Source organism: Streptomyces sp. B93, assembly GCF_018070565.1.
In the GTDB taxonomy this organism is placed as follows: Bacteria; Actinomycetota; Actinomycetes; order Streptomycetales; family Streptomycetaceae; genus Streptomyces.
This window is the reverse complement of sequence record NZ_JAGPXL010000043.1, coordinates 13,701-39,976: the sequence shown is the minus strand read 5'-3', so window position 1 is coordinate 39,976 and position 26,276 is coordinate 13,701. Positions and strand designations below refer to the sequence as shown.

23 protein-coding genes are annotated in these 26,276 nt (G+C 74.3%); 10 read left to right on the top strand and 13 right to left on the bottom strand.

Translation table 11 applies throughout. The annotated features are described in order from the left end of the window. Nucleotides 1-10 precede the first annotated feature (10 nt). The 3 genes from KBY47_RS29390 to KBY47_RS29380 all read right to left on the bottom strand — a co-directional run bounded on the left by KBY47_RS29390 (nucleotide 11) and on the right by KBY47_RS29380 (nucleotide 2,932). Nucleotides 11-970, bottom strand: coding sequence for a glycosyltransferase family 9 protein (locus KBY47_RS29390; RefSeq protein ID WP_308405328.1), 960 nt, complete (start codon nucleotides 968-970; stop codon nucleotides 11-13). Next, complete coding sequence (locus tag KBY47_RS29385; RefSeq protein ID WP_374103125.1) at nucleotides 958-2,046, bottom strand: NAD-dependent epimerase/dehydratase family protein; 1,089 nt, start codon at nucleotides 2,044-2,046, stop codon at nucleotides 958-960. The genes KBY47_RS29390 and KBY47_RS29385 overlap by 13 nt, the downstream gene beginning before the upstream one ends. A 340-nt stretch (nucleotides 2,047-2,386) precedes the next feature. After that, a complete protein-coding gene (locus tag KBY47_RS29380; RefSeq protein ID WP_210926317.1) occupies nucleotides 2,387-2,932 on the bottom strand; it encodes a hypothetical protein in 546 nt (181 codons plus the stop codon). 257 nt (nucleotides 2,933-3,189) lie between these two features. Here KBY47_RS29380 and KBY47_RS29375 point away from each other — a divergent pair, with 257 nt between their 5' ends. Beyond that, complete coding sequence (locus KBY47_RS29375) at nucleotides 3,190-3,927, top strand: D-Ala-D-Ala carboxypeptidase family metallohydrolase (RefSeq protein WP_210926315.1); 738 nt, start codon at nucleotides 3,190-3,192, stop codon at nucleotides 3,925-3,927. 73 nt (nucleotides 3,928-4,000) lie between these two features. Next, nucleotides 4,001-4,945, top strand: a complete 945-nt coding sequence (locus KBY47_RS29370) for a GNAT family N-acetyltransferase (protein WP_210926313.1) — start codon at nucleotides 4,001-4,003, stop codon at nucleotides 4,943-4,945. A 26-nt stretch (nucleotides 4,946-4,971) separates the two neighbouring features. On the opposite strand, the gene KBY47_RS29365 is transcribed toward KBY47_RS29370, so the two are convergent. Both KBY47_RS29365 and KBY47_RS29360 read right to left on the bottom strand, forming a co-directional pair. Continuing rightward, the gene (locus KBY47_RS29365; RefSeq protein ID WP_210926311.1) at nucleotides 4,972-5,154 is read right to left on the bottom strand and encodes a hypothetical protein; all 183 of its coding nucleotides are present in this window, start codon (nucleotides 5,152-5,154) and stop codon (nucleotides 4,972-4,974) included. A gap of 88 nt (nucleotides 5,155-5,242) precedes the next feature. After that, the gene (locus KBY47_RS29360) at nucleotides 5,243-6,772 is read right to left on the bottom strand and encodes an FAD-dependent oxidoreductase (protein WP_210926309.1); all 1,530 of its coding nucleotides are present in this window, start codon (nucleotides 6,770-6,772) and stop codon (nucleotides 5,243-5,245) included. 84 nt (nucleotides 6,773-6,856) lie between these two features. Between KBY47_RS29360 and KBY47_RS29355 the strand changes: the two genes are divergently transcribed. From KBY47_RS29355 to KBY47_RS29340, 4 genes are all read left to right on the top strand, one after another. After that, nucleotides 6,857-7,510 (top strand): lipoprotein, encoded by a 654-nt coding sequence (locus KBY47_RS29355; protein ID WP_210926307.1) that lies wholly within the window; start codon nucleotides 6,857-6,859, stop codon nucleotides 7,508-7,510. Nucleotides 7,511-7,615: 105 nt separating this feature from the next. Next, nucleotides 7,616-10,168: a SpoIIE family protein phosphatase gene (locus KBY47_RS29350; protein ID WP_210926305.1), complete on the top strand. Its 2,553-nt coding sequence runs from the start codon at nucleotides 7,616-7,618 to the stop codon at nucleotides 10,166-10,168. Nucleotides 10,169-10,256: 88 nt separating this feature from the next. Further along, a complete protein-coding gene (locus KBY47_RS29345) occupies nucleotides 10,257-12,983 on the top strand; it encodes a SpoIIE family protein phosphatase (protein WP_210926303.1) in 2,727 nt (908 codons plus the stop codon). An 83-nt stretch (nucleotides 12,984-13,066) separates the two neighbouring features. After that, entirely contained in the window at nucleotides 13,067-13,948 is an 882-nt protein-coding gene (locus tag KBY47_RS29340; RefSeq protein ID WP_210926300.1) for a fructosamine kinase family protein, read from the top strand. A gap of 37 nt (nucleotides 13,949-13,985) precedes the next feature. On the opposite strand, the gene KBY47_RS29335 is transcribed toward KBY47_RS29340, so the two are convergent. Further along, nucleotides 13,986-14,222 (bottom strand): hypothetical protein, encoded by a 237-nt coding sequence (locus KBY47_RS29335; protein WP_210926298.1) that lies wholly within the window; start codon nucleotides 14,220-14,222, stop codon nucleotides 13,986-13,988. Nucleotides 14,223-14,536: 314 nt separating this feature from the next. Here KBY47_RS29335 and KBY47_RS29330 point away from each other — a divergent pair, with 314 nt between their 5' ends. After that, entirely contained in the window at nucleotides 14,537-15,031 is a 495-nt protein-coding gene (locus tag KBY47_RS29330) for a hypothetical protein (protein WP_210926296.1), read from the top strand. 195 nt (nucleotides 15,032-15,226) lie between these two features. Here the strand turns inward: KBY47_RS29330 and KBY47_RS29325 are convergent, their stop codons facing one another. The 3 genes from KBY47_RS29325 to KBY47_RS29315 form a co-directional block, all read right to left on the bottom strand. After that, nucleotides 15,227-16,750, bottom strand: coding sequence for a helix-turn-helix domain-containing protein (locus KBY47_RS29325; protein WP_210926294.1), 1,524 nt, complete (start codon nucleotides 16,748-16,750; stop codon nucleotides 15,227-15,229). 131 nt (nucleotides 16,751-16,881) lie between these two features. Then, nucleotides 16,882-17,169, bottom strand: coding sequence for a hypothetical protein (locus tag KBY47_RS29320; protein WP_210926353.1), 288 nt, complete (start codon nucleotides 17,167-17,169; stop codon nucleotides 16,882-16,884). Nucleotides 17,170-17,247: 78 nt separating this feature from the next. Next, a complete protein-coding gene (locus KBY47_RS29315; RefSeq protein ID WP_210926291.1) occupies nucleotides 17,248-17,721 on the bottom strand; it encodes a MarR family winged helix-turn-helix transcriptional regulator in 474 nt (157 codons plus the stop codon). Nucleotides 17,722-17,838: 117 nt separating this feature from the next. On the opposite strand from KBY47_RS29315, the gene KBY47_RS29310 reads away from it, so the two are divergent. Together KBY47_RS29310 and KBY47_RS29305 are read left to right on the top strand one after the other, a co-directional pair. Further along, the gene (locus KBY47_RS29310; RefSeq protein ID WP_210926289.1) at nucleotides 17,839-18,459 is read left to right on the top strand and encodes an L-threonylcarbamoyladenylate synthase; all 621 of its coding nucleotides are present in this window, start codon (nucleotides 17,839-17,841) and stop codon (nucleotides 18,457-18,459) included. A gap of 369 nt (nucleotides 18,460-18,828) precedes the next feature. Further along, a complete protein-coding gene (locus KBY47_RS29305; RefSeq protein WP_210926287.1) occupies nucleotides 18,829-20,028 on the top strand; it encodes a glycoside hydrolase family 64 protein in 1,200 nt (399 codons plus the stop codon). A 25-nt stretch (nucleotides 20,029-20,053) separates the two neighbouring features. On the opposite strand, the gene KBY47_RS29300 is transcribed toward KBY47_RS29305, so the two are convergent. The 3 genes from KBY47_RS29300 to KBY47_RS29290 all read right to left on the bottom strand — a co-directional run bounded on the left by KBY47_RS29300 (nucleotide 20,054) and on the right by KBY47_RS29290 (nucleotide 23,932). Next, on the bottom strand, nucleotides 20,054-20,854 hold the full coding sequence (locus KBY47_RS29300) for a hypothetical protein (protein WP_210926285.1): 801 nt from the start codon (nucleotides 20,852-20,854) through the stop codon (nucleotides 20,054-20,056). Nucleotides 20,855-20,868: 14 nt separating this feature from the next. Beyond that, nucleotides 20,869-22,668: a substrate-binding domain-containing protein gene (locus tag KBY47_RS29295; protein ID WP_210926284.1), complete on the bottom strand. Its 1,800-nt coding sequence runs from the start codon at nucleotides 22,666-22,668 to the stop codon at nucleotides 20,869-20,871. A gap of 283 nt (nucleotides 22,669-22,951) precedes the next feature. Next, the gene (locus tag KBY47_RS29290) at nucleotides 22,952-23,932 is read right to left on the bottom strand and encodes a TauD/TfdA family dioxygenase (protein ID WP_210926282.1); all 981 of its coding nucleotides are present in this window, start codon (nucleotides 23,930-23,932) and stop codon (nucleotides 22,952-22,954) included. Between the two features lie 170 nt (nucleotides 23,933-24,102). Here KBY47_RS29290 and KBY47_RS29285 point away from each other — a divergent pair, with 170 nt between their 5' ends. Further along, nucleotides 24,103-24,714, top strand: a complete 612-nt coding sequence (locus KBY47_RS29285; protein WP_210926281.1) for a DNA polymerase ligase N-terminal domain-containing protein — start codon at nucleotides 24,103-24,105, stop codon at nucleotides 24,712-24,714. A 32-nt stretch (nucleotides 24,715-24,746) separates the two neighbouring features. On the opposite strand, the gene KBY47_RS29280 is transcribed toward KBY47_RS29285, so the two are convergent. Beyond that, nucleotides 24,747-25,781, bottom strand: coding sequence for a S9 family peptidase (locus KBY47_RS29280; protein WP_210926279.1), 1,035 nt, complete (start codon nucleotides 25,779-25,781; stop codon nucleotides 24,747-24,749). Between the last annotated feature and the right edge of the window lie 495 nt (nucleotides 25,782-26,276).

Genomic DNA, 26,276 nt, shown 5'->3' with positions numbered 1-26,276 from the left:
CCCGCGGGGCTCACCGGCCGGGGGCGAGCAGTTCCCGTACGGCCCGCACGACGTCCAGCGGAGCGAAGCCGGAACCGTCCCCGTCCCCCAGGGCGATCGCGGGCACCCGGTACGGCGTCCCGGGCCCCGGCAGGGCGACGACGGGTGTGGCGACCGCGGCGGCCAGCTGGGCGGCGGCCGGGTCCCCGGCGACCACGGCGTCCGCGGCCCGCAGCACCCCGGCCAGCTGCCGGGGCGTGGTCCGGCCGCCCAGGTCGACGGCCGTGCCGCCGCTGACCCCCCGGGTGAGCGGCGCCTCGGTGGCGTCTCCGGTGACGACGACCCGGTGACCGGCGTCGGCGAGCAGTTCCGCCGCCTGCGCACAACGCGCGGGGGCCCGCCTCCCGGTGCCGCCGGGGTGGACGACGACGTAGGGGCCGTTGCCGGTGAGCGACGCGGTGTCGGGTGCCGGGAGCACCCGCAGTCGGCCGTCGTCGCCGGTGCGCAGCCGGAAGCCCATCGCGGCGGCGGCGTCGAGGGCGGCCGCCGCCTCGTGCCGGTCCGGTGGCCGCCGGTACGACAGGTCGAGCGGGCCCTCCGGGTCCCCCTCGCCGGACGCGCCGCCGGGAGCCGGGCAGTCGGCGCCGATGCGGCGCACGTCGGCGGTGCGCAGCAGCCGGGCGGCGGGCAGCGGGCTCTGGCCGCGCGGGGCGAGGACGAGGGCGATGTCGTACGCCTCCTGCCGCAGCCGCCTGATCATCCGTCCGGTGTCCGCCTCGCTCCCGGGCGCACCGGCTCCGGGGTCCCAGGGCCCGTCCCACACCAGGACGTCGTCGACGTGCGGCAGCAGGCGTGCGGCGGGCGCGCCCGGGGAGGCGCAGAGCATGGTGACGCGGGAGGCGCGGGTGGCGAGCGCGCGGACGGCGGGGCCGGACAGCAGGACGCCGGTGAAGCCGTCGGGGCGGACGACGAGGGCCTTCACGGCAGCCACCGGCCCGTGCCGTGTCCGGCGGTGGTGGCCGGGGCGGGTCCGGGGCAGCCGGAGACGGCGGTGACGGTCCGGGCCAGGCCCTCCCGCCAGGACACCTTGGGCACCCAGCCGTACAGCTCGCGGGCGAAGCCGGTGTCGGGTCCCCGTCCGTCCGGCCGTCCGTCGAAGGGGCCACCGGACCGGCGTTCCGGCGCGTCGGTGAATTCCAGCGGGGCGTGCGAGCCGGTCAGGCCGAGCACCGCGCGGGCGACCTCGGCGACGGTCGGTTCCGGGTCGGCGCCGATGTCGACGGGGCGTACCGAGCGGCTCGCGGCCACCAGCAGGATGCCTTCGGCGGTGTCGTCGGCGTAGCACACGGACAGCGGGCGGCTGCCGTCACCGGGGACGGTGAGCGGGGCCCCGGCCAGGGCGTGGTGGATGAGGGTGGACAGGGTGCGGCCGTCGTCGGTCCGCATCCGGGGGCCGTACGACGGGTACAGCCGCACGATCCCCGCGTTGCTGGCGCGGGCGCCCGCGTGGGCGGTGACCAGGGCCTCGGCGAACCGCGCGGCCTCGGCGTAGGTGTGCAGCGGGCCGATGGGGTCCGGCGCGTCGGCGGTGTCGCCGTGCCCGTCGTCCCAGGGGCTGCGCGGCGGGCCGTCGTCGCCGCGGCCGTCGCAGGCCTCGGCCGAGGAGACGAGCAGGAAGCGGGCCCCGTCGCGGTCGGCCAGGCCGAGCGCGGTACGGGTGCCCAGCCCGGCGGCGTCGAGGGACTTCAGCGGACGGCGCCGACAGTCCGCGGGCGCCCCCGGTCCGGCCAGGTGCAGGACGAGGTCGTAGGGGCCGGTGACGGCGTCCGGGGCGCACGGGTCCGTGATGTCGAGGTGCAGGAAGCGGAAGCCGGGGCGGGCGGCGAGGTGCTCGACGTTGCCGGGCCGCCCGGTGGTGAGGTCGTCCAGGCAGTCGACCTCGGTGCCCGCGTCCAGCAGCCGGGTGCACAGGTGCGAGCCGAGGAAGCCCGCTCCGCCGGTAACGAGGGCCCGCCGCCAGGAGGGCGGCCGGCCGGGCCGGGTGGTGAACATCGTCATCGGCATCATGAACTCGACCCGCCTTCCCGCCGACGCCAGGACGACGCTGACGGGTAACCAGGGGTGCCGCTTTCATGCTCCGGGGCGGCTGGGGCCAGGGGGACGAGGGTGAGGCGGGCGAGGGTGAGGGGGAGCCCTGTCCGAGCACCGGTCGATCAGGCCCCGAGAAAGACCCCCTGAAGACCCCCGGAAGACCTCCTGACGACCCGCCCGGCTGAAGATCGGCCTGAGGACCGCCTGAGGTCCGCCTGAGGTCCGCCTGAGGTCCGTCACAGATCCGGACGAGACCCGCGCAAGACTCCCTCGAGACCCGCCGGAGGGCCGGAAACCGGTCGCGGGACGGTCCCCCTCAGGCGATCAGGGCCGGTCCCGGCCCCAGTCGGGCCACCAGTTCCTCCTGGTGCAGCCCCGCGACCGGCGCCAGCAGGTCGGGGTGGCGCAGCAGTACCGCCGCCGAGCGGTCCTGGTCGTCGGGCGCCACCAGGCGCCGGAAGTCCACCAGTGCTCCGGCCGAGTGGCCGCCGCCGGCGAGGGCGGCCACCGCGAGACCGGCCAGCCCGGGGTCGGCGAGCAGGCAGGCGGCCCAGCTCGCCACGGTCTCGTCGACCCAGGTGCGCCAGGCCTCGTCGTCGCCGGTGTCGTACCCGGTCGCGTCCGCTCCGCCCAGCCCGCCCAGCCCGCCCAGCCCGTCGAGCCGGGCGGAGCCGCCGGTGCCCGCGATGCCGACCAGGGCCGCGTCGGTGGGCGTGGGGTAGCGCAGCCAGGCGGCGACGGTCACGGCCTGCCGGGCCTGCGCCTCGCAGAGGGCGGCGGCCAGGGCGCCGCCGGAGGCGGGGTAGGCGCGGGTCAGCCAGTAGGTGGTCGCGGCGATCAGCGGGGAGAGGTCTGCGAGCACGGGGCGGGCCGTCCGGTTGCGTGCGGGGGAACGGGGCTGGGCATCGAAGGTAACCCGCGGCGCACCCCCGTCGATATGACCCGGACCGCCCCCGGGACGTGGCCTGGCCCACATCGGAGGTCTTGCGCGGAGCATCCGACTGCTCCATGGTTGACGCGCGTCACATGGACGGACACGTTCCATGTCGACGCGCGTCACACGGCACGTCCCGCTCGGCCATCGCTCATCCGTTCCGTCCCTCTCGGTCTGGAGAACGCATGCTCAGACGAATCGTCCGACTCTTCGCTGCCTTTGTCATGGTCATGTCCGGCGTGGTGGCCGGCACCGTCGCGACCGCGGGCACCGCGCACGCCGACGGCTGCTACACCTGGAGCCGCACCCTCTCCCAGGGCGCCTCCGGCTCCGACGTCACCCAGCTCCAGATCCGGCTCGGCGGCTACCCCGGCTACGGCTCCGTGCTGGCCGTCGACGGCTCCTTCGGACCGGCCACCGCCGCCGCCCTCAAGCGCTTCCAGTCCGCCTACGGCCTGGCCGCCGACGGCGTCGCGGGCCCCAACACCTACAACAAGCTCTACGCGCTCCAGGACGACGACTGCACGCCGATCCACTTCTCCTACGCCGAGCTGAACCGGTGCAACAGCGACTGGTCCGGCGGCGCGGTGAGCGCGGCGACCGCCAAGTCCAACGCCCTGCGCACCATGTGGAAGCTGGAGGCCCTGCGGCACGCCCTCGGCGACCAGCCGATCAGGGTGACCAGCGGCTTCCGGTCCTACTCCTGCAACTCGGCGGTCGGCGGCTCCAGCAGCAGCCGCCACCTGTACGGTGACGCGGCCGACCTCGGCGCCGGTTCGCACTCCCTGTGCACCATGGCCAAGCAGGCCCGCTACCACGGCTTCCGGGGCATCCTCGGCCCGGGCTACCCCGACCACAACGACCACACCCACCTGGACCACCGCTCCAGCCAGTTCTGGTCCGCACCGACCTGCGGCGTCTGACGGTCCGCCACACCGGGGGCGCCCGGCGAAAACCCGTTGCGGAACACGCCGGGCGCCCCCGACCCTGACCTGCATGTCCTACACCCTGCGGCCCGCCTCACTGACCGACGCGCCCGCCATCACCGAACTGCTCAACGAGGTCGACCGCATCGAGATCGGCCGCCCCGAGACGGACCTGCACACCGTCGAGACGGACCTCAGCCACCCCGAGGCCGACCTCGCACGCGACTCCTGGCTGGCCTTCAACGGCGACCACCTCGTCGCCTACGGACTGCTGTGGGACGAGTCCGGCGGCGAACGCGTCGACATCGACCACTACGTCCTCCCCGACCACCAGCGGGCGGGCGAGCTGGTGCTGGACGAGATGGAGGCCAGGGCCGTCGACAAGGCGCGGGCCAACGGCGCCCCCCGCGCGGTGGTGCACCTGCACCTCAACGTGCGGCCCACGCTCGACCTCGCGCTGCTGGAAAAGCGCGGCTGGACCACCGTACGGCGCTACCACGTGCTGCGGCGGGCCCTGGACCCGGCGACGGACCTCGCGCCGACGCCGCCCGCCGGGGTGCGGATACGGCCGTGCGCCGACGAGGCGGACCGGGAGCGGATGCACGCGCTGTACCAGGCGACGTTCGCCCAGCACTTCGACTTCCAGCCACGCACCTACCCGCAGTGGCTGCACGACATCGGCGCCGACCGCGTCGACTGGTCACTGGCGTGGCTGGTGTCCACCGACGACCTCGGCGACGCGGGCTTCCTGCTCTCCCGGGACGACCGCGAGGCCATGGGATGGATCCGCAGCCTCGGCGTCCTGTCCGACGCGCGCGGCCGGGGCCTGGGCGGACTGCTGCTCCGGCACGCCTTCGCGGTGTACGCCGCCCGCGGCCGGGACACGATCGGGCTCGGCGTGGACACCGCCAACTCGACCGGCGCACCCCAGCTGTACGGCCGCAACGGCATGTCGGTGCACTACGCGGTGGACACCTGGGAGGCCGTGCTGGACGCGCCCGCTGACGGGGTGTGAGCCGCGGCGGCCACGGTCGTGACCGGTCAGTCCTCGCCCCGGACGATGTTCCAGTCCGGGCATTCGTGCGGCGGGCCGGAGGCGTCCTGCTCCTCGACGGCGGGCAGCCATGTCCGGGGACCTCCGCCCTCGCGGCGGAGCGTGCGGGCCTTCGTCCAGCCGGTCTCGGGCGGGCGGACGACGTGCTTGTCACTGACGTGGGTGGTCACGGGGACTCATCTTCCTTCGCTTCTCTCGCTCACCACCGGGTGTCCGGACACGGCCCGCGCAAACGTCGTCCGGCGGGCCCCGGCCGCCTCAGATGTCCCGCTGTTCCAGGGGCCGTACGGCCGGTCCCTGGACGACGCTGCCGTCCGGGGCGAACCGGGAGCCGTGGCACGGGCATTCCCAGGCCTGCTCGGCGCGGTTGAAGGCGACCACGCACCCCAGGTGCGTACAGGTCGCGGAGACCGCGCGCAGGGTGCCGTCCTCGTCGCGGTGCACCGCGCAGCGGTGTCCGCCGAGGTGCAGCACGGCCCCGTCGCCCGGCGCCAGGTCGTCCAGGGAGGGCCGGGTGGTGGCGGGCAGCCGGTCACCGACGAAGTGCCGGGCCACCGACGCCTGGTGCTTGAGGAACGCCGGAGCCTCGCGTACGACGGAGGCGATCCGGCGCGGGTCGTACAGGTCGCTCCAGGCGGACTCGCGGCCGGTGAGGTGGTCGCAGATCAGACGGCCCGCCATGATTCCGCCGCTCAGGCCCCAGCCACCGAACCCGGTGGCCACCTGCACATGGCGGCTGCCCGGGTGCAACGGGCCGACCAGCGGCACGCTGTCGGTGGAGTCGTTGTCCTGGGTGGCCCAGCGATGACTGAACGTCAGCTCCCCGAAGTGCTCCCGCGCCCACCGCGCGAGCTTCTCGAACCGTTCCTCGGTGTCGCCGCCCGCGCCCGGCATGAAGTGCTCGCCCGTCACGATCAGCAGCCGCTCCCCGTCCCGCAGCGGCGCGGTGCGCACCGACCGGGTGTTCTCCTCGGGCGTGATGTACATGCCCTCGGGCGCCCGGGCGGTGTCCACCGGCGCGGCCACCACCAGTTCACGGCGCGGGGAGAGCCGGGTGAAGAGCAGCGCCCGGTCGAAGACGGGGTAGTGGGTGGCGACGACCACGGCGTCCGCGGTGATCTGCGTGCCCTCCCCGGTCGTCAGACGGCAGGGCTCGCCCTCCTTCAGCGCGACGACGCGGGTCCCCTCGTACACCTGTCCGCCGAGGCGTCGGATGCCGTCGGCGAGGCCCAGCAGGTACTTGCGCGGGTGGAACTGCGCCTGGTCCGCGACCCGGACCGCGCCCGCCACCGGGAACGGCAGGTCCGTCTCCGTCACGAACTCCGCGGGCAGCCCTGCCTCGCGGGCCGCCTCCGCCTCGGCCCGCAGCTCGGACACCCGGCCGGGGTCCCGGGCGTAGGTCCAGGCGGTGGCGGGCTCCCAGTCGCAGTCGATGCCCAGTTCGTCCGCGGTCCCGGCGGCGTGCCGGATCGCCTCCGTCTGGGAACGCGCGTACAGCCGTGCGGCCTCCGCGCCCCGGGTGCGGCGCAGCCGGTCGTAGATCAGCGTGTGCTGCGCGCTGAGCTTGGCGGTGGTGTGGCCGGTGACCCCGGCCGCGATCCGGTCCGCCTCCAGCACGGCGACGCCGCGCCCGCGCCGCAGCAGTTCCCAGGCCGTGCTCAGCCCGGCGATGCCGCCGCCGACGACCGCGACGTCCACGGTGAGGTCGCCCTCCGGCGGCGGCGCCGGGTCACCGGGCGGCAGGGTGTCGATCCAGTACGAGCGGAGGGTTGCTGCCTGCTGGTCCATGGGCGCCGGGTTCCCGCGACCCCACAGGTCACACGGTGCGCCCTCGGCTACAGTGACGCGTCTGGATCTTGGAGGGAGACCGGGATGCGGTTCGGGGCGGGGAGGGCGTGGCACGGGGGCGTCCACGCGGCGCTGCTGGTGGCGGTGCTGGCGGGCTGCGGCGCCGGGGACGGCGGGGAACGGGACGGGGCGAACGATCCCGTGACGAAGGGCCCCGCCTCCTCCGCCGCCTCGTCGGCACCCGCGTCCGGGCCGGCCGCGGTGAGCGGTGGCACGCTCGGCGGCGCCGGCTCGGCGTGCGCGCTGCCCGTCACCTTCGAACTGGCCGAGGGGTGGACCGCGGAGGCCGTGGAGGTGCCCCTGGAGCAGGGGCCGGTCGCCCTCGTCTGCGAGGTGGACGCCAAGCCCGCCGGGAGCATCGGCTTCCTGCGGGTGTGGACCGGGGCGCCGGGCGACGCCGGGGCGCGCGAGGTGCTGGAGGGCTTCCTTGCGGCGCAGGGCGGCGCGGGCGAGGAGGAGTACGGCACCTTCACGGCGGACGGGCTGTCCGGCGCCGAGGTGGCGTACCGGTACACCAGCGAGTTCCTCGACGGGCCCAAGACCGAGCACGCCCTCGCCGTGACCACCCCGGACGGCCCCGTCGTCGTCCATCTCGGCGGCCTGGACGACGCGGAGCACCGGGACATGCTCCCGGCCTACGAACTGGCCCGCCGGACCCTGCGCGGCACCGGCGGCTGACCGGCCCGGCACGAGGGTGCCGCCCGGCACCGGGTGCGGGCAAGGGGCGGGAAGGCGCATTCTTGCTGTGTCGCCGGTGCGACGGCGCACGACGAGGTAGGGCCGATGACTGGGAGCGCCGAGGACGGCAACGGGACGCCGAGGCGGTTGGCAGCGGTACTGAGCAGGGCCGCCGTGGCGGCGCTCGGCGTGACCGAGGGCCGGGTGGCGGGGGTCTACCTGCCGTCCGCGACGCCCCGGGTGCTGCGGCTCTCGGTGCTGGCGGGGCTGCCCGGCCCCCTGTTCAGGCCCTGGTGGCGGCTGCACACGGACCGCCGGTTCCCGGTCGCGGACGTCTACCGGCTCGGCGTCCAGGTGGTGCTGCCGAACATCACCCAGGCGATGCGCCGCTATCCGCAATTCACGGCCGGGCTGCCGCTGCCGATCGGCGCGATGTTCGTGCCGGTCGCCGACGCGTCGCGGACCTACGGTGTGCTGACCGTGCTGCGTCCCTCCTCGTCGGACGCCACCGAGGTGCTGCCCGAGCGCGACCGGCTCACCCTTGTCGCCGATTCCCTGGCGGCGGACCTGCGGCTGCTGGAGGCCGACGGCACGCAGCTCACCTGGGACGAGGAGCCGCTGTGCGTCCGCCCGCCCACCGCCGCGCCCGGGTCCCGTCCGGCCGGGCGGTTCCGCTGGCACCCGGCCTCCGACACCGTCGTCGCCGACGAGGGCATGCACGGCCTCCTCGGCACCTCCGACGCCGCTCCCCCGGACGGCGTGCGGTCCCTGGCCGAGGCCGTGGCCCCGCACGACGCCCACCGTCTCGTGCAGGCCCTGCGGGAGACCTCACGCGGCAGCCCGACCGGCCCACCGGTCCAGGTGCGCTCCCCGGACGGGGCGCTGCGGCTGGTGGCGTCCTGGGCCGAGACGGCGGACCACGCCCGCGCGGACAGCGCCCCGGCGGACGGGCATCCGGTCGTCGGCGTCGTACTGGAGACCGGGTCGGTGGCCGAGGCGGCGGCCGACCGGCTGCCCCAGGGGGTGTTCTGCCTGGACCGGCTCGGGCTGGTGGTGTACGCCAATCCGCGCGCCGCCGAGCTGTTCGGGCTGGCGCGCGCGGACCTCGTCGGCAGACCGCTGTGGGAGGGCGTGCCGTGGCTGGCGCAGCCCGCCTGCGAGGACCAGCTGCGGGCCGCGCTGCTCTCCCCCGACCCGGTGCGGTTCCACGTCAGACGCCCGCACCCGCGGGGGCCGGAGCAGCACGCGGTCGACTGGCTCACGCTGTCCGTCCACCCCGGACCCGACCTGCTGATCTGCAACGTCGTCCCGTCCGGCCGGGTCGAGGAGGCCCCGCCCGCCCCCGCGCCGGAGCGCGGCGAGGCGGCGCGGACGGCGGCCACCGGCGGCCCCGGGACCGAGGCGCCGCTCGCGGGGGCCACCTCGATGAACCCGGCGTACCGTCCGATCGTGCTGGCGATCGCGCTGTCGGAGGCGGTCACCGCCCGCCAGGTGTCCGCGGTGGTCGTGCAGGAGCTGCTGCCCGCGTTCGGCGGCAACCGGCTCGCCATCTACCTCCTGCACGACCGGCACCTCCACCTGGCCTGGGAGACCGGCTTCCCGAAGGGTTTCCTCGCCCCCTTCGAAGGCGTCGGACTCGACGCCCATCTGCCCGGCGTGGAGACCCTCACCACCGGACAGCCGCTGTTCTTCGACTCCATGGAACAGGTCGCGGCGGCCTACCCGGGCATCGCGATGGACGCCCGGGAGGGCGCCCGCGCCTTCCTCCCCCTGATCGCGTCGGGGCGGCCCGTCGGCTCCTGCATCCTCGGCTTCGACCGCCCCCGCAGCTTCAGCACCGAGGAACGCACCGTCCTGACCGCGCTGGCGGGCCTGATCGCGCACGCCATGGAGAAGGCGCAACGCTACGAGACGGAGGCGGCGCTCGCCCGCGGGCTCCAGCGGGCGCTGCTCCCCCGGCAGCTGCCGACGCACCCGCTGGTGGAGACCGCGGGCCGGTACCTGCCGGGCACCCAGGGCATGGACGTCGGCGGCGACTGGTACGACGTGGTCGAGGCGGGCGACGGTCTCGCCCTGGTGATCGGCGACGTCCAGGGGCACGGGGTGCAGGCGGCGGCGACCATGGGCCAGCTGCGCAGCGCCGTAAGGGCGTTCGCGCTCGACGACCGGTCCCCCGACGAGGTGCTGGACGGCACCAACCGGCTGCTCGTCGACCTCGACCCGGGTCAGTTCGCGACCTGCTGCTACGTCCGGCTCGACCCGGTGTCGGGCCTCGCGCTGCTGGCCCGCGCCGGGCACCCGCCGCCGCTGCTGCGTCGCCCGGACGGCCGCACGCGCGTGGTGGACATTCCCGGAGGGGTGGTGCTCGGGGTCGATCCGCAGGCCCAGTACCCGGTGGCGGAGCTGCGGCTGGCGCCCGGTGCCCTGCTCGCGCTGTACACCGACGGACTGGTGGAGCGGCCCGGCGCCGACATCGACGAGGGCATCGCCGCCCTGCGGGTGGCGCTGGCCAGGGCGGGGGCGCCCGTCACACGGCCGGGAGGGCGCTCACTGGCGACGGTCGCCGACCGGCTCACCACTTCCGCCCGGCACTCCGCCGACCGGCCGGACGACATCGCGCTGCTGCTCGCGGCCCGGCGTACCGGCCCCGCCCGGTGAGACCGGGCCTCCCTTCGGAGTACGCGCATGCCCTGTCACCCCGGGTGACGCCCTCGCCTCACGCGGCTCGGAAGGGTAGACATGGCACATGGTCCGGCTTTTGGGTCGCTCCGGAACTCGGTCGCCCCGCCTCGGAGAGGAGCGCGCACACCGCCGCGCGCGCCGAGGCGGCACCGCGCGAGGCCCCGGCACGGGACTGCTGCCGACGCTGAGCGGGCGCAGTGTCGCCGGTCAGGTGTTCGTCCTGCATGTGGTGATCGTGCTGCTGCTGGTGGCCGCCGCGGTGGTGGCGCTGGTGCTCCAGGGGCGCATCGACAGCACACAGGAGGCCCGCAACCGCTCGCTGGCGGTCGCGGAGACCTTCGCCAACGCCCCTGGCACCCGGGCGGCGCTGGACGCCCCGGATCCCACCGCCGTGCTCCAGCCGTCGGCCGAGGCGGCTCGCAAGGCGGCGAAGGTCGACTTCATCGTCGTACTGAACACCGACGGGATCCGCTACACCCACCCCAAACCGGACCGGATCGGGAAGAAGTTCGTGGGCACCATCGAGCCCGCGCTCCAGGGGCGTTCGTTCACCGAGGAGATCGAGGGGACGATCGGGCAGCTGGTGCAGGCGGTGGTGCCGATCGAGACGCCGGACGGCCGGGTGGTCGGGCTGGTGTCGTCCGGGATCACCACCGAGCACGTCGGCGGCGCCGCGAACCGGCAGCTGCCGCTGGTATTCGGGGCGGCGGGCGCCGCGCTGGTGCTGGCGCTCGGCGGGACCGCGCTGGTCAGCAAGCGGCTGCTGCGGCAGACCCACGGGCTCGGCCCGAACGAGATGACCCGGATGTACGAACACCACGACGCGGTGCTGCACGCCGTGCGGGAAGGCGTGATCATCGTGAGCGGCGGGGGCGATCTGCTGCTCGCCAACGACGAGGCGCAGCGGCTGCTGAGGCTTCCCCCGGACGCCGAGGGACGCCATGTGAGCGACCTCGGGCTCGATCCGGACACCGCCGCGCTGCTGGACTCGGGGCGAGTCGCCACCGACGAGGTGCACCTGGTCGGCGACCGGCTGCTGGCGATCAACCAGCGGCCCACGGACCTGAGGGGCGGCCCGCCCGGCAGCGTCGCCACGCTCCGCGACTCCACGGAGCTGCGGGCCCTGTCCGGCCGCGCCGAGGAGGCCCGCGAACGCCTGGACATGCTGTATGCCGCCGGGGTGGGCATCGGCACCAGCCTGGACGTCACCCGGACCGCTCAGGAGCTGGCGCAGCTGGTGGTGCCGAGGTTCGCGGACTACGTGACCGTCGACCTGTTCGACGCGGTGCTGAGCGGTGACGCGCCCGATCCGGGGACGGAGCTGCGGCGGGCCGCGTTCAGCGGCATACGCAAGGACATCCCGCTGTACCCGGTGGGCGAGCGGATCGACTTCATCCCCACCTCCCCGCAGGCCCGCTCCCTGCTCACCGGCCAGTCCGTGGTGGAGCCGGAGCTGCGGGCGGCCACCGGCTGGCACGCGCAGCACCCCGAGCGCACCGCCCGGGTGATGGAGCACGGTGTGCACTCGCTGATCACCGCGCCGCTGCGGGCGGGCTCGCTGGTGCTCGGCCTGGTGAACTTCTGGCGGGCGGAGAAGCCCGAGCCCTTCGACACCGAGGACCAGGAACTGGCGGAGGAGCTGGTCGCGCGGGCCGCGGTCTCCATCGACAACGCCCGCCGCTACACGCGTGAGCACACCATGGCGGTGACGTTGCAGCGCAGTCTGCTGCCGCGCAGTCTGCCGGAGCAGAACGCCCTGGACGTCGCCTACCGCTATCTGCCCGCGCAGGCGGGCGTCGGCGGCGACTGGTTCGACGTACTCCCGCTGTCCGGGGCGCGGGTCGCGCTGGTGGTGGGTGACGTCGTCGGGCACGGGCTGCACGCGGCGGCCACGATGGGGCGGCTGCGCACGGCGGTGCACAACTTCTCCGCGCTGGACCTGGCGCCCGACGAACTGCTCGCGCTGCTGGACGACATGGTCACCCGCATAGACCAGCACGAGGCGGAGGGCGGCAGCGCGCTGGTGACGGGCGCGACATGCCTGTACGCGGTGTACGACCCGGCCTCGCGGCAGTGCACGCTGGCGCGGGCCGGTCATCCGCCGCCCGCGCTGGTCCGGCCGGACGGCTCGGTGGAGTTCCTCCAGGTGCCCGCCGGTCCCCCGCTGGGGCTGGGCGGGCTGCCGTTCGAGACGGCCGAGGTGGAGCTGGACGAGGGCAGCAGGCTGGTGCTGTACACGGACGGGCTGGTGGAGGACCGCACCCGGGACATCGACGAGGGGCTCGAACTGCTGCGGGTGGCGCTGGAGGGGGCCGGACCGTCGCCGGAGGACACCTGCCGTGCGGTCGTGGACGCCCGGCTGCCCGCCCGGCCCAGCGACGACATCGCGCTGATCGTGGCCCGCACCCGGGCGCTGGGCCCCGACCAGGTCGCGCACTGGGAGGTGCCGTCGGACCCGGCGGCCGTCGCCGAGGTACGGGCCGCGGTCACCCGGCAGCTCACCGTGTGGGGGCTGGACGAGGCCGTGTTCACCACGGAGCTGATCCTCAGCGAGCTGGTGACCAACGCGATCCGCTACGGCGGTCCCCCCATCCGCGTGCGGGTCCTGCGTGACCGCACCCTGATCTGCGAGGTCTTCGACGGCAGCAGCACCGCACCCCACCTGCGCTACGCCGCGATGACCGACGAGGGCGGCCGCGGCCTGTTCCTGGTCGCCCAGCTCGCCGAGCGCTGGGGCACCCGTTACCTGCCCGGCGGCAAGGTCATCTGGGCGGAACAGCCACTGCCGTGAGCCCTCCCGGCAGGGACCGGCGGGCGGAGCACCGGGTTCTACGCTGGACGTCGAGCGATCCGCGGTGTGGGGAGCAGGAGCGTATGGCGGGACGGCCGGCCGGGCGTGACGGCGATGGGGCGGAGGGCGCCGTGGCGCGGCTCACCGGGCGGCGGGTGGTGCGGGCACGGGCGGTGGCGGGGGCGGTCGCCGAGGTGGTGCTCGACGACGGGCGGGTGGTGATGGCCAAGCGCGGGGAGCTGCCCGGCGCGGTGCGGGCCGAGGCGGCGGGGCTGGCGTGGCTCGCCGGGGCGGGCGCGGTGCGGGTCCCGCGGGTGCGCGGCAGCGACGCGCAGTGGCTGGTGACGGAGCGGGTGGCGACGGGGGCGCCGGACGCCGACGCGGCTTCGCGGTTCGGCCGGGAGCTGGCGGCGCTGCACGACGCGGGCGCGCCCGCGTTCGGCGCCGGGCCGCCCGGCGGGCCGAGGGACGCGTACATCGGGGCGGCCCCGATGCGCAATGTGCCGGGCGCCGACTGGCCGAGCTGGTACGCCGAACACCGGGTGCTGCCGTATCTGCGCACGGCGGTCGACTCCGGCACGGTGCGGCCCGCCGAGGCGGCGGTCGTGGAGGAGGTGTGCGCACGGCTGCCCGCACTGGCCGGTCCGCCGGAGCCGTCGGCGCGGCTGCACGGCGACCTGTGGAACGGCAATGTGCTGTGGGCGACGGACGGACACGTCCGGCTGATCGACCCGGCGGCGCACGGCGGGCACCGCGAGACCGACCTCGCGATGCTGCGCCTGTTCGGCTGCCCGCACCTGGACCTGATCACGGTGGGCTACCAGGACGCCCGGCCGCTCGCGGACGGCTGGCGGGAGCGGGTCGGGCTGCACCAGCTCTTCCCGCTCCTGGTGCACGCGGTCCTGTTCGGCCGTGGCTACGCCGAGCGGGCCGTGGCGACCGCGCGGGCGGCCCTGGCCCGGTGACCGCCGGGCCAGGGCCGATGCCGACGTGCGGTGGGGGTCAGCCCTTCTCGAGGCGTGACCGCAGGAGTCCCTTGCCCAGTTCGGCGCCCTTGCGGCTGTCGGCCTGGGCCTTGCGGAACAGCTCCGCGACCTCGGAGTCCCCGTCGCGCTCCGCGTCCTGGATGTACGTGTCCAGGCGCAACGCGTTGTCGAGGCACGACTCCACGTACCAGATGAGGTTGTAGTCCTTGTCGCGGGTGCCGGTGACGCCGCCGGTCTCCGTCTGGCTGGTCATGCGGGCCTCCTCCTTGAGGTTCGTCTCTCGCGTGTGACCGCGCTTGCGTTCGCGTTCCGGGTCCGGGCCCATCCCGTCCGGTCCGGTCAGCGGCTCCCGGACGGGCGGCGGCGGACCTCGGCGCCGCCCGGGTACCCGCCCTCCTCGCACGCACACAGCGCCGTCGAACGCACCCCCGGAGACGGAACGCTTCGGCAATTCGCCAGGCTTCGCCACCCCTTCCGCCACCTAGAAATATCTACCAGCATGCATATGCCCGCGCGGGGAGTTGAGGGAGCGATGCAGACGTATCGGACGGTGAGCCGGAGTCGATGATGAGCAATGCGATGTGGACGCGCGGCGTGGAGTGGCTCGCTGCGGCGGCATCCGATCCACGAGCCTGCAAACGGGGCTGGGACCAGGGCGAGGGCGTCGCCCTGCTGGAGGCGGGCCGCTACTGGGACCTGGTGAGCGTGCCCGACCGGCTGGGCCTGCTCACCCTGGACCTGCTGTGGCGGCCGTCCCTGCCGGTGCCCGGCCCCACCCTGGTGGACACGGCCGCCCACCGGGTGGGCTTCTTCCTGCCGCCGGACCCGGACAGCCGCTGGATCGGCGCGGGGCTGCGCCATGCGAGCAGCGGTGCGTGGGTGGCGGTGCCGCCGCCGTACCGGCCCTCGCGCTTCCTGGAGTGGGTGATCCCGCCGGACGGTTCGGGGGCACTGCACGCCCCGGTCACCCTGGAACTCGCCCTGCGACAGGCCAACGGCACCCTCGCCGTGCTGGAGCCGATGAGCCGGTCGGAGGGGCTCACTGGTCCCCCTCCGCCGTGAGGCCGGCGGACGAGAGCCCACCCGGGTCGTTCCCCCGGGTGCGGGCGGCGTCCCCATGGCCCCGGACCGGGGGCGCGACCGGTCCCCCGTTCCGGTCGTGCCCCCGCGGACTCGTCGAACTTACGTGGTGAACGCAGCGGTTGTGAATCGTGCCGGTGCCCGCTTCGGCCCGCCGAGGGCTCAACCGTGCACAGGTCAGTCCGTATTGCCGGGTTCGACGCCCGGTTCCCGCCCGGGGAGCACCGGTCGTTCGAGGTCACCGAGGGCGAGATGGGCCAGCACGATCTCGTAGAGGTCGGTTCCGGAGGTCAGCAGCTGGCGCTCCAGGACGGGTTCGGCGCTGCGGACGTGTTCGCGGACGGTCTGCGGGTGGACGCCGAGCAGCTGCGCGGCGCGTTCGGCGTTGCCCCCGGCGGCGATCCAGCCGCACAGGGTGCGGCGCAGGTCGCGGGCGTCGCGCTCCAGGCGGCACAGCAGTTCGGCCGCCCAGGCGCGGACGGCGGGGGTGGCCAGCAGATCGCCGAGCGCGGGGCAGTCCGCGGCGCCGTCGCCCTCCGGTACGGCGGTCAGGGCGACCTCGGTGTTCAGCGCGAGCTGGACGGCGGCGCGGACGGTGAGGTCGGAGAAGTCGGTGCGCAGCAGGCCCTCGACGCGGTCCATGCGGGCGCGGACGGTGTTGCGGCTGACGCCGAGGATCTTGGCGGTGCTCACCGCCGTGAACTCCAGGCCAAGCCGGGTGGTGGCGAGCAGTTCGGCACGGGTGTGGTGCGGCAGGGCGTCCAGCGGGCGCAGGACGCGGGCCGTCCAGGCGCGCAGCGCCGCGGGGTCCATCAGGCGCTCGGGGTGGCTTCGTTCGGCGTACACCGCGGCCTTGTCGGGGCGGAAGCGGGCGACGGCGAGGGCGCTGACGGCCTGTCCGTAGGCGGTGGCGGTCTGGACGAGGCACTGCCGGGCGCTGCCGCCGAGGTAGGTGTGCGGGCGGCGGCCGACGAGTCCCCGCAGGGCGTCGGCCTCCGCCTCGCCGGGGGTCAGGACGATCACGTGCTGGGCCATGGCGGGGCAGCGCACCACCAGCGCGCGTTCGCCGGTGGCGTCGAGGCACTCCTCGGCGAGCCGGTCGCGGTCGCCGGGGCGGCTCTCGGCGACGTAGACGCAGGCGGTGTCGGTGTCGAGGAGGCCGGGCCAGAGTCCGGCGGCGACCCGGCGGGCGGAGACGATGTCCTCGACCATCAGCAGCTGGAGGATGGCCAGGCGCAGGTCGGCCGCGGCGCGCTCCAGGCGGAGTCCGGCGGCGGTGGTCTCCCGGGCGCGCAGCAGTACGTCGACGACGCCCGCGGTGTGGGTGACCATCTCGGCGGTGCTCCGGTCGAAGGGCCGGGGGCGGGCGACGGCGAGCACACCCGAACCGGCCGGGGGCGGCAGCGCCACGCCGACGAGCCGCAGATGGCGGCCCCGTTCGGCCCACGCGGCGGCGGCGACCCGGCCGGTGGTGAGGTCGGCGACGAGGTCCTCGTCGAGCGGGAGGGGCGTACCGGCGAGCAGGGTGCCGGTGTCGTCGGTGAGGGAGACCTCGGCGTCGGCGGCCTGCGCGAGCCAGGCGCAGACCCTGCCCACGTCGCGGCCGCCGGGGCGCAGATGGTCGAGGAGTTCCTCGGCCCAGGTCGGCCGGGACCCCCCGGGTGCGCCGTGCGGAACGGCCCCGTCCTGTTGGCCGGCCATGGCGCTTGCTCCTCGCTCCCGGTCCTGACCTCGGTACATCCCGGGACCGTACCTCACGGCACCGACAACGCCACCGGACGCGCGGTCGCGGGACGGCGGTGCCCGGAGGGTGCCGGGCACCGGCGTACGCGTCAGTGGGACCGGTCGGCGGAGTCGGTGCGGATGCCGACGGCGGCGAGCACCACGCCGACGAGGCAGAGGACGCCGGTGACCACGAGGCCGGTGCGCATCCCGTTCATGAAGGCCTGTCCGCTGCCCTCGACGACGGCCGCCCTCAGCTGGGCGGGCATGGAGGTGAACAGGCCGAACGCGACCGCGCAGAGGGTGAGCCAGGGGTTGGACCTGAGGCGGCCGGGGGTGGGCGACCGCACGTCGGGACGTGCGGGCGCGCCGGAGTGATCCACGGACGTGGACGACATGAGGGTGCCTTGTCTCCCGAGGGGTTGCGGAGAGGTGCGGGGCGCGGTGTCGCGCCCCCGCAGGGAGGTGAGAACGGCTCAGTGGGCGGCGGGGCGCAGCCCGCGCGTGAGCGAGGTGAGGGCGCCGGGCACGGAACCGAGGGCGTCCAGTTCGCCCTCGGTGAGGGTCAGCAGTGCCTCGGTGAGGTGGGCGACCTCCAGCTCGCGGACCTCGGCGAGTCGGCGCCGGGAGGTGGGCGTGAGGTGCAGGTGCGCGATCCGCTTGTCGGCGGTGTCCCGGCGGCGCTCCAGCAGCCCCTCTTCGGTGAGCTGGGAGACGAGCGCGCTGACGTTGTTCGGCTTCATCAGCAGCGCCTCGGCGGCCTGGCGGACGGTGGCGCCCTCGCACTGCCGGACGAACCGCAGCAGGGCGAGCTGTCCCTCGGGCGGCTTGGGGTGCGGGTAGTCCCGCGCGACCAGCCGGTCCAGCGCCCGGTGCAGCGCGGGCAGGACGGCCGCCAGCTCGGAGGCTGTGCGGTCGACGTCCCGGCGGGGCGCGCTGGATCGGGGCATGGCGGAAAGGGTAGGTATGACTTCATAGCCAAGTCAAAAAGGTATGAGGCCATAGACATGTTGGCCGGCCGGGCAGGTCCGCGCCCGGTGGCGGGCGCTCGGGCATAAGCTCGGCGGATGGCCAAGTACTACGACGTGCACCCGGACAACCCCCAGCCGCGCTCCATCGGCCAGATCGCCGACAGCGTCCGCGCGGACGCGCTGATCGCCTACCCGACGGACTCCTGCTACGCGCTGGGCTGCCGCCTCGGCAGCCGGACCGGCATGGAGCGGATCCGGACGATCCGGCAACTGGACGACCGGCACCACTTCACCCTGGTGTGCCAGGACTTCGCCCAGCTGGGCCAGTTCGTACGGGTGGACAACGACGTCTTCCGGGCGATCAAGGCCGCGACACCGGGCAGCTACACCTTCATCCTCCCGGCGACGAAGGAGGTGCCGCGGATGCTCCAGCACCCCAAGAAGAAGACCGTCGGGGTGCGCATCCCGGACCATGTCGTCGCCCAGGCGCTGCTCCACGCCCTCGGCGAGCCGCTGCTCTCCAGCACGCTGCTGCTGCCCGACGAGGACGAGCCGATGACCCAGGGCTGGGAGATCAAGGACCGGCTCGACCACGCGCTGGACGCGGTGGTGGACTCCGGGGACTGCGGCACCGAGCCGACGACGGTCATCGACTTCTCCGGGGGCGAGGCGGAGATCGTACGACGCGGGGCGGGCGATCCTTCGCGGTTCGAGTAGGCGCGGGGGGGCGGGCTCGGGGCCCCGGGAACGCGGGGAGGCGGGCCCTGGGACGCCGGTCCGGGGACGCGGGCCCGGAAGCGCAGGTCCGGGGACGCGGGTCCCGGGGACGCGAGCCCGGAAGCGCCAGAACGCAGGCTCCCCGGGGCACCAGATCGCGAACCCGGGCGCCGGGAGGCGGCGTCCGTAGAGCGCGCTGACCCGGGGCCCAAGGGACGCGAAGACGTAGGCCCGAAGGGGGAAGTCGGCCGCGCCCCCTTCATTGACATGCACGCGTCCCGGCGGGATTCTGAGAGCGCTCTCACAGTGGTCCGGACCAACGGACCGGTGATCCCCCCACGCACGCACACCCCCACGGAGGTGCGAAGAGTGCTCGCAAGCCTCAAACACCGCTTCCTGACCCTCGCCGCGGCGGCGTCCCTGCTCGGCGCCGCCCTCACCCTCGGCACCGGACCCACCGCGGAGGCCGCGGTCCCGGACACCATCCCCCTGCAGCTCACCAACAACTCGGGCCGTGGAGACGCCGTCCACGTCTACGTCCTCGGCACCTCCCTGACCACCGGTCAGCAGGGCTGGGCCGACGCCGCAGGCACCTTCCACGCCTGGCCCGCCGGAGGCAACCCGCCCGTACCCGCGCCCGACGCGGCCATCGCCGGACCCGCCGCCGGGCAGACCAGGACCATCCGCATCCCCAAGCTCTCCGGCCGTATCTACTTCTCCTACGGGCAGAAGCTGGACTTCAGACTGGCCACCGGCGGCCTGGTCCAGCCCGCCGTGCAGAACCCGAGCGACCCCAACCGGAACATCCTCTTCAACTGGTCGGAGTACACCCTCAACGACTCCGGCCTGTGGCTCAACAGCACCCAGGTCGACATGTTCTCCGCGCCGTACTCGGTGGGCGTACAGCGCGCCGACGGCAGCACCCTGACCACCGGACGACTCAAGGCGGGCGGCTACCGCGGCGTCCTCGACGCGCTGCGCGCCCAGCCCGGCGGCTGGGCGGGGCTGATCCAGACCCGCTCCGACGGCACCGTGCTGCGCGCCCTCTCCCCGGCCTACGGCGTGGAGACCGGGGCGCTCCCCGCCTCCGTGCTGGACGACTACATCAACCGGGTCTGGCAGAAGTACGCCACGACCACCCTGACGGTGACCCCGTTCGGGGACCGGCCCGACGTCAGGTACTTCGGCCGGGTGTCGGGCGGCGTCATGAACTTCACCAACTCCTCCGGCGCCGTCGTCACCAGTTTCCAGAAGCCGGACGCCGCCAGCGTCTTCGGCTGCCACCGGCTCCTCGACGCCCCCAACGACCAGGTGCGCGGCCCCATCTCCCGCACCCTGTGCGCGGGCTTCCACCGCTCCACCCTGCTCACCAACCCCAACCAGCCCGACACTTCGGCGGCGGGCTTCTACCAGGACGCCGTGACCAACCACTACGCCCGGGTCATCCACGACCGGATGGCCGACGGCAAGGCCTACGCCTTCGCCTTCGACGACGTGGGCAACCACGAGTCCCTCGTCCACGACGGCGACCCCCGCCAGGCGAACCTCACCCTGGACCCGTTCGACTGAGCCACCGGGCACCGGCGCTGCCCGCTCACGGCGCTCCCCCGTCCCGCATCGTGCGGCTGAGGTCGTCCAGGCGGTCGAGTCCCGCCTGGACGGCTTCCAGCTCGTCGGTGAGGGCGGTGAGGTCCACCGGTGTGCCGCCCGCGTCCTGTGCCGTCTGGAGGGAGAGCAGGACGGTGCCGCGGTCGGCGGCGGCCTCCAGGCTCAGGGTGGTGGCCTCCAGGGTGGCGGTGAGCAGACCGCGCAGCCGGGTCAGGCGCTCCAGGGCGGCGATGCGTTCCTCCAGGGCACGCACGGAGGCACGCTTGGCGTCCCGCAGGGGGCCGGAGGCGGCGGTGTCGGCCTCCCGCGCCAGGCGGTGCCGTTCCTGTTCGAGGTTGGTCAGGGTGGCGTCGTTCACCGCGGTGTCGATGACACGGAGGGCCGCGGCACGGGTGCGGAGCTGTTCCTCGGCGGCGCGGGTGGTGTCGGCGGCGGCGGTGAGAGGGGCGGCGAGGGCGGTGCCGGTGGCTGCGAGGGCGTGCCTGTGCAGTGTGTCGGCGGCCGCCCCGGCCCGCGCCAGCCAGGGAGCGGCGTCCGCGGGCGGCGTCCCGTTGGGCACGGGTGCCCGGCCCGCGCCCTCGCGGTGGCTGTTCGTGTGCGTCCGTCGGCCCGCCTGGTGCCGGCGCGTGGTGGCGGTGTGGGTGGCGAAGGCCGCGGCACCGATCCCCGCACCGGTGACGGGGACGGCCCAGGACGCGGCCCCGCCGAGGGCGGCGGCCACCGCTCCCGCCGTCCCCAGGACAAGGGCGGCGAGGATGCCGGTGAGTTGGTCGGTGCGCTGCGTCATGCTCGTACCCCCGTTCAGAAGTTGCTGATGACGGACGTCATCACCTTGTCGATCAGTGCGGGGTCCCGGGCGTCGTACGAGCTGGCGCGGGAGGCTTCGGCGATCTCGGTGAGCGTGTCGAAGTCGGCCTCCTCTCCGAAGGCCACGGTGAAGACCCGCACGGAGCGTTCCATCGCGTCGGCGTCGATGTCGCGCAGCAGGGCGGACCGGTCGTTGTCGGCGGGGTATTCGTTCTTGCCGTCGGTGAGGACGACCAGGGCGTTGATCCGATCGGGATCCAGGTCCTCGAGCATGCTGGTGTGCGCGGCCCGCACGGAGGAGTACAGGGCGGTGCCGCCCTCGGCCGACAGCCCTCTGATCGCGGCGCTCATCCGCGCCTTGTTGTCACCGCCGATGGGCGCGGGCGGCAGGATCACCCGGTAGGGCTGGTCCGGGTGGTCATCGGTCTCGGTGGAGAACACCCACAGCCCGACCTCGTCGTCCTCGTGGTACTGGTCCAGGGAACTGATGGCCGCTTCCTTGGCGGCCTCGAGGCGGCTGCGGCCGTTCCCCGCGGGCTGGTTCATGGAGCCGGACACGTCCATGACGAGGGTGACCCGGGCCTTCTTGCGCAGGTCGTCCCAGCTGTCCAGGATCTCGCCGAGCACCTTGGGCGCCGGGGGGTCGATGAGTGACAGTTCGTGGCCGTCGGACAGGCTCACACTCTCGGCCAGGGCGGTCGCGGCGTTGCCCGCGTGGTCGCGGAAGCCCATCTCCTGGAAACGTCGCTGCTGTTCGCGGTCGAGCAGGAACGCGCGGAAGTCCGCCGCGGCGGCCCGCTGCGCCTTGCTGGCCGACGGCAGGACGACGAACGGGTGGTCCAGCATCAGCGTGCCGTCGGAGGGGTGCACGGCCACCAGGGGCACCCTCGGCTTCCTGCCCTCGCCGATCAGCTCGGGGTCGCCCTTGGGGCTTCCCTGGTTGTAGAGGTGGATCAACTGCTCCTGGACGAGCACGGCGCTGGCGTACGACATCGCCTGGCCCTCGGCGTCCGCCTCGGCGAGATTGGCCATGTAGACCGTGGCGTCGGAGGCGTAGTGCAGCACTCCCGCCTCCACACCGGCGACGAAGTCGCGGGTTCCGGCGGTCGCCACGTCCTTCGAGGTGAGGTCGCTGGAGCGGCCGGTCGCGGCGTAGAAGGCGGCCACGGTCGCGGCGAGCCCGGAGGTGGAGGTGTGCGGGTTGTCCTTGCCCAGGTGGAAGCTCCCCCACTCGGGGTGGCCGAGCGAGCCCCAGCCCTTCTCCGTCAGTGCCAGCACGTCACGCCAGCCCACCTGCTTGCTTGGCCATCCGAGCGCCTCGGCCATGGGCCTGGGCATGGCGATGGCCAGCGGGCTGGTCGCCAGCGACACCGGCTCGCCGACGGACAGGACGCCCCGGTCCGAGGCCGCCGCCCGCTCGGCGAGCAGGTCGAGCCACAGCGATGACGTCGGTGTCCACGCCTGCGGCTCGGGCCGGCCCTCGTGCTTCTCGTCCCAGCCCCGGGCGAGAGCCTCCATCGCGCTGCCCGAGGTCAGTTCGGTCACCGAGACCTCGGCGCACTGCCCGTCGGCGAAGGTGCGTTCCGCCTTCCGGTAGTCGTCGGCCATCTCAGCGAGAAGCTCCCCCTTCTCCGTCGAGGAGCTGATCTCCAGGCGCACCTCGCAGTCCGGGCCCGTGGCGGCGGTGAGCAGGCGCGGCACCGCGAACGCCAGGACGATGCCCGCCAGCCCCACCACGGTGGTGATCAGCAGCGCCTTCCTACGGGATGTCGAATGTGCAGTTCTCGTGCTCACGCCGTTCCCCCTTCGGACGGAGACCCAGGTCTTGATCGTGCGTGAGGGCAAGCTGGACCACGCGGCACTCCTCCACCGGCTCCCCCGCTGTCGCGGCCTGCCCTCGGATCCCACAACACACCTTCAGCGCACAGGACTTGCCGTGTAGTACGCCTGCTCCACCTGGTGTGGTTGCGGATCCGCGCACCCGATTCAGCTCAAAGCGGCGAGCCGCACACCGGGACGCCAGGGTAGGAGCGCACGGAACGGTCACGCAGGGGGCTCGGGGCCCGGGACACCGGTGTCACCAGCGGCCGGGCTCGCTCCCGGTGATCGCCCGCGACGGCCGGCCGTCCACCCCCACCGGTACCTCACCGGCGAGCATCACCCGGTGCATCACCCGGGGCAGGCCCAGGTGGGCGTTGTCGCTCGGCGCCAGATGGATCGTGGCGCGGTTGTCCCAGAAGGCCACGCTGCCCGCCTCCCAGCGGAACCGGACGGTGTACTCGGGCCGGACGGCCTGCTCCAGCAGCATGTCCAGGACGGCCTGGCTCTCCGGGCGGGAGAGGCCGTCGATCTGCTCGACGTAGTAGCCGTTGACGAACAGCACCCGCTCACCGGTCTGGGGGTGGACCCGCACCAGCGGGTGCACGGTGGCGACCTGATGGTCCAGCAGGTGCCGGACGTAGGCGTCGTCCCCGGGCCGCGGCTGGTAGCCGACGCCGAGCCGGTGCTCGGCGCGCAGCCCGGCGACGAAGTCGCGCACCGGGGCGGACAGTCCCGCGTAGGCGGCGGCCAGGTTGGACCAGGTGGTGTCGCCGCCGTAGGGCGGGACGGTCTCGGCGCGCAGGATCGTCGCCGCGGGCGGGTCGACCCGGGCGCCGTGGTCGCAGTGCCAGCCCCGCAGCAGGGTGTGGCGGCGCCGCCGCAGCCACTCCTCGTGCTCCATCCCGAACCGCCCGCCCAGTTCCAGCCGGTCGGCGGTGGTCTCCACCTCCGGCACGTCGGCCGGTGACGCCGAGCCGCGCCGTCGCGGCACCACGGGTTCGCCGAACCGGCGCGCGAAACGCACATGGGCGGCGTGGTCGAGGCTCTGGCCGCGGAAGAACACCACCTTCCAGCGCAGCACGGCCGCCCGTACCGCCGCCACCTGGGCGTCGTCCAGGTCGGCCGCCAGGTCGACGCCGGTGACCTCGGCGCCGATGTGCCCGGCGACCGGACGCACCTCGATCCCTGCCGCCCCCGCCGCCGTCCCGTCGTACGCCCTGGTCCTGTCCGTCGTCATACGCGCTCCGCTGCTCGTCGGTGCCGGTCGGTCCCAGCAGAGATCGTGACAGCGTGCGGCACGCCTGGCCACAGGGCCTCGGAGGGGGTGCGTGCCGCCGGGCGGGGACCGGGTACCCGGTCTCATGACGGCCGCGCGCACGGAACACGGAACGCGGAAGGAGGCCGGAGGTGGGTGACAGGGACCGGCTGCGGGAGTACCGCGGCAAACGGGACTTCGAACGGACCCGGGAGCCCGAGGGACGGCCCGCTCGGGCCGGTGAACGGCCTCGGTTCGTGGTCCAGATCCATGACGCGAGCACCCTGCACTTCGACTTCCGGCTCCAGGTGGACGACGTACTGAAGTCGTGGTCGGTGCCGAAGGGCCCGTCGGCGGATCCCCGGGACAAGCGGCTGGCCGTGCCGACGGAGGACCATCCCCTGGAGTACGAGGAGTTCGAGGGCGTCATCCCCCGGGGCGAGTACGGCGGCGGCACGGTGATCGTGTGGGACCGGGGAACGTACGAGCCGCTCAGCCACGACCGCGCGGGCCGGCCCGTCGACTTCGCCCGGTCGCTGGAGCGCGGCCACGCCACGTTCCGGCTCTCCGGGTCGAAGCTGCACGGCGAGTACGCGCTCACCCGCTTCCGGGGCGCGGACGACGACGCGTGGCTGCTGGTGAGGTCGGGGCACGGCGGTGGACGCGGCGGCGGTACGCCGGACCCGCGCCGGGCCCGCTCGGTGCGCAGCGGCCGCACGCTGGCGCAGGTGGCGGCGGAGGAGGAGCCGGAAGAGGCTTCCTGACCGGCCGCTCGGCGAAGACGCCGGTCTCAGTCTCAGCGAAGACGCCGGTCGAGGAACTCGATCGCGGTCTCCATGGAGTCCGGCCAGCGGGCGTAGAAGGTGTGGCCCTCACCGGGGTACGTCACCAGCCGTACATCCTTGCCCGCCTCCTCGAACGCGGCGGCCGTCCGCTGTGACCAGCGCAGGGGGCAGGTGTCGTCGGCGGTGCCGTGCAGGATCAGCAGGGGCTCGGTCACCCGGTCCACGTACGTGATCGGCGCGGCCTCCCGCCAGAACCGCGGGTTCTCCTCCGGGCTGCCGTGCGCGGCCTCGATCTCGGCGGCCACCGGATCGCCCTCGCGGCGCTGGAAGTGCTTGAAGTTGTCCGCCGGGAGCGAGCTGACCGGCGCGAACACCACCGCCGCGTCGACCAGTCCCGGCGCCACGACGAGCGTGTTGTACACCACCCCACCACCCATCGAGCGGCCCAGCAGCCCGATCCGGTCGTCGTCGATCGCGGGCCGCGCCGCGCCGCGCAGGGCGTGCACGGCGCCGATGACGTCCTCGGTGTAGCCGAGCCGCAGGTCGACGTCGTTGTCGGGGTCGGCGTCGGAGCCCGCGTGGTTGCGGTAGTCGGTGTGCAGGACGACGTACCCGCGCCGGGCCAGCAGGTCCTGCTCCCGGGCGAGCCCCCGGCCGGTGGTGTAGACGTCGGGGTCGATGTAACCGTGCGCGAGCACCAGCGCCGGGAAGGGCCCCTTCCCCTCGGGCACGTTCATGATCCCGGAGATCCTCAGCCCGTTCGCACGGTAGGTGACGGCGTACTGGGTGTAGGCGTCGGTACGGGCGCGCACCGCCCCCAGTCGCAGGTCGGACCCGTGGTGCTCACGGGCGACGAGGCCGGGGATGGACACCGGGTCGGCGGCTGTGAGGGTGGGCGTCGGGGCCGGGCTGGGGGTGGCACTGGTGGCCGGTGGCGGTACGGTCGGGCTGCCCTCACCGCGGTCCGGCTCACCGCCGCCCGTGCAGCCGACGGCGACCGCCAGGAGCAGTCCGACGGTGACCCAGGCTGTGCTGCGCGGCCGCATGGGGTCAGTATCCCGCTGCGCATTCGTGGTGCACAGCGGCCTTTTCCTCCGGGAGCACCGTTCCGACGGCTGCCCCGCCCCGCGGGACACCGCGCCGGACGACCGGTACACCACGCGACCGCTGCCGGGCCCGGCACACGTGCCCAGCACCGCCGGGACCCTGGAGTGTCAGCGGACGGCGGGGGGGGCTGTCCGTGGTCGGGCACCGGCTCCAGCCGCCGGGCGTCCAGCGGACTCCGGGCCCGGCTGAGCGGGGGACGTGGTGACGAGGAGCAGCTGGAGGGAAGCGGCGTCGTCATCGCTCCGCTGCGGGCCCGGCGAGAGATCATCGGCACCCTGACCCTGGCGCGCCTCCAGGACGACCACCGCTGTCAAGCACGACGTACCGCTGATCGCGGAACTCGCCCGCAGCATCGCCCTGGACGTCGGCATCGAGTTCTGCGCCGACACCGACGACGTCGCCCTGCTCGCCCTGCGCCCCGCCGCGTCCGGGTC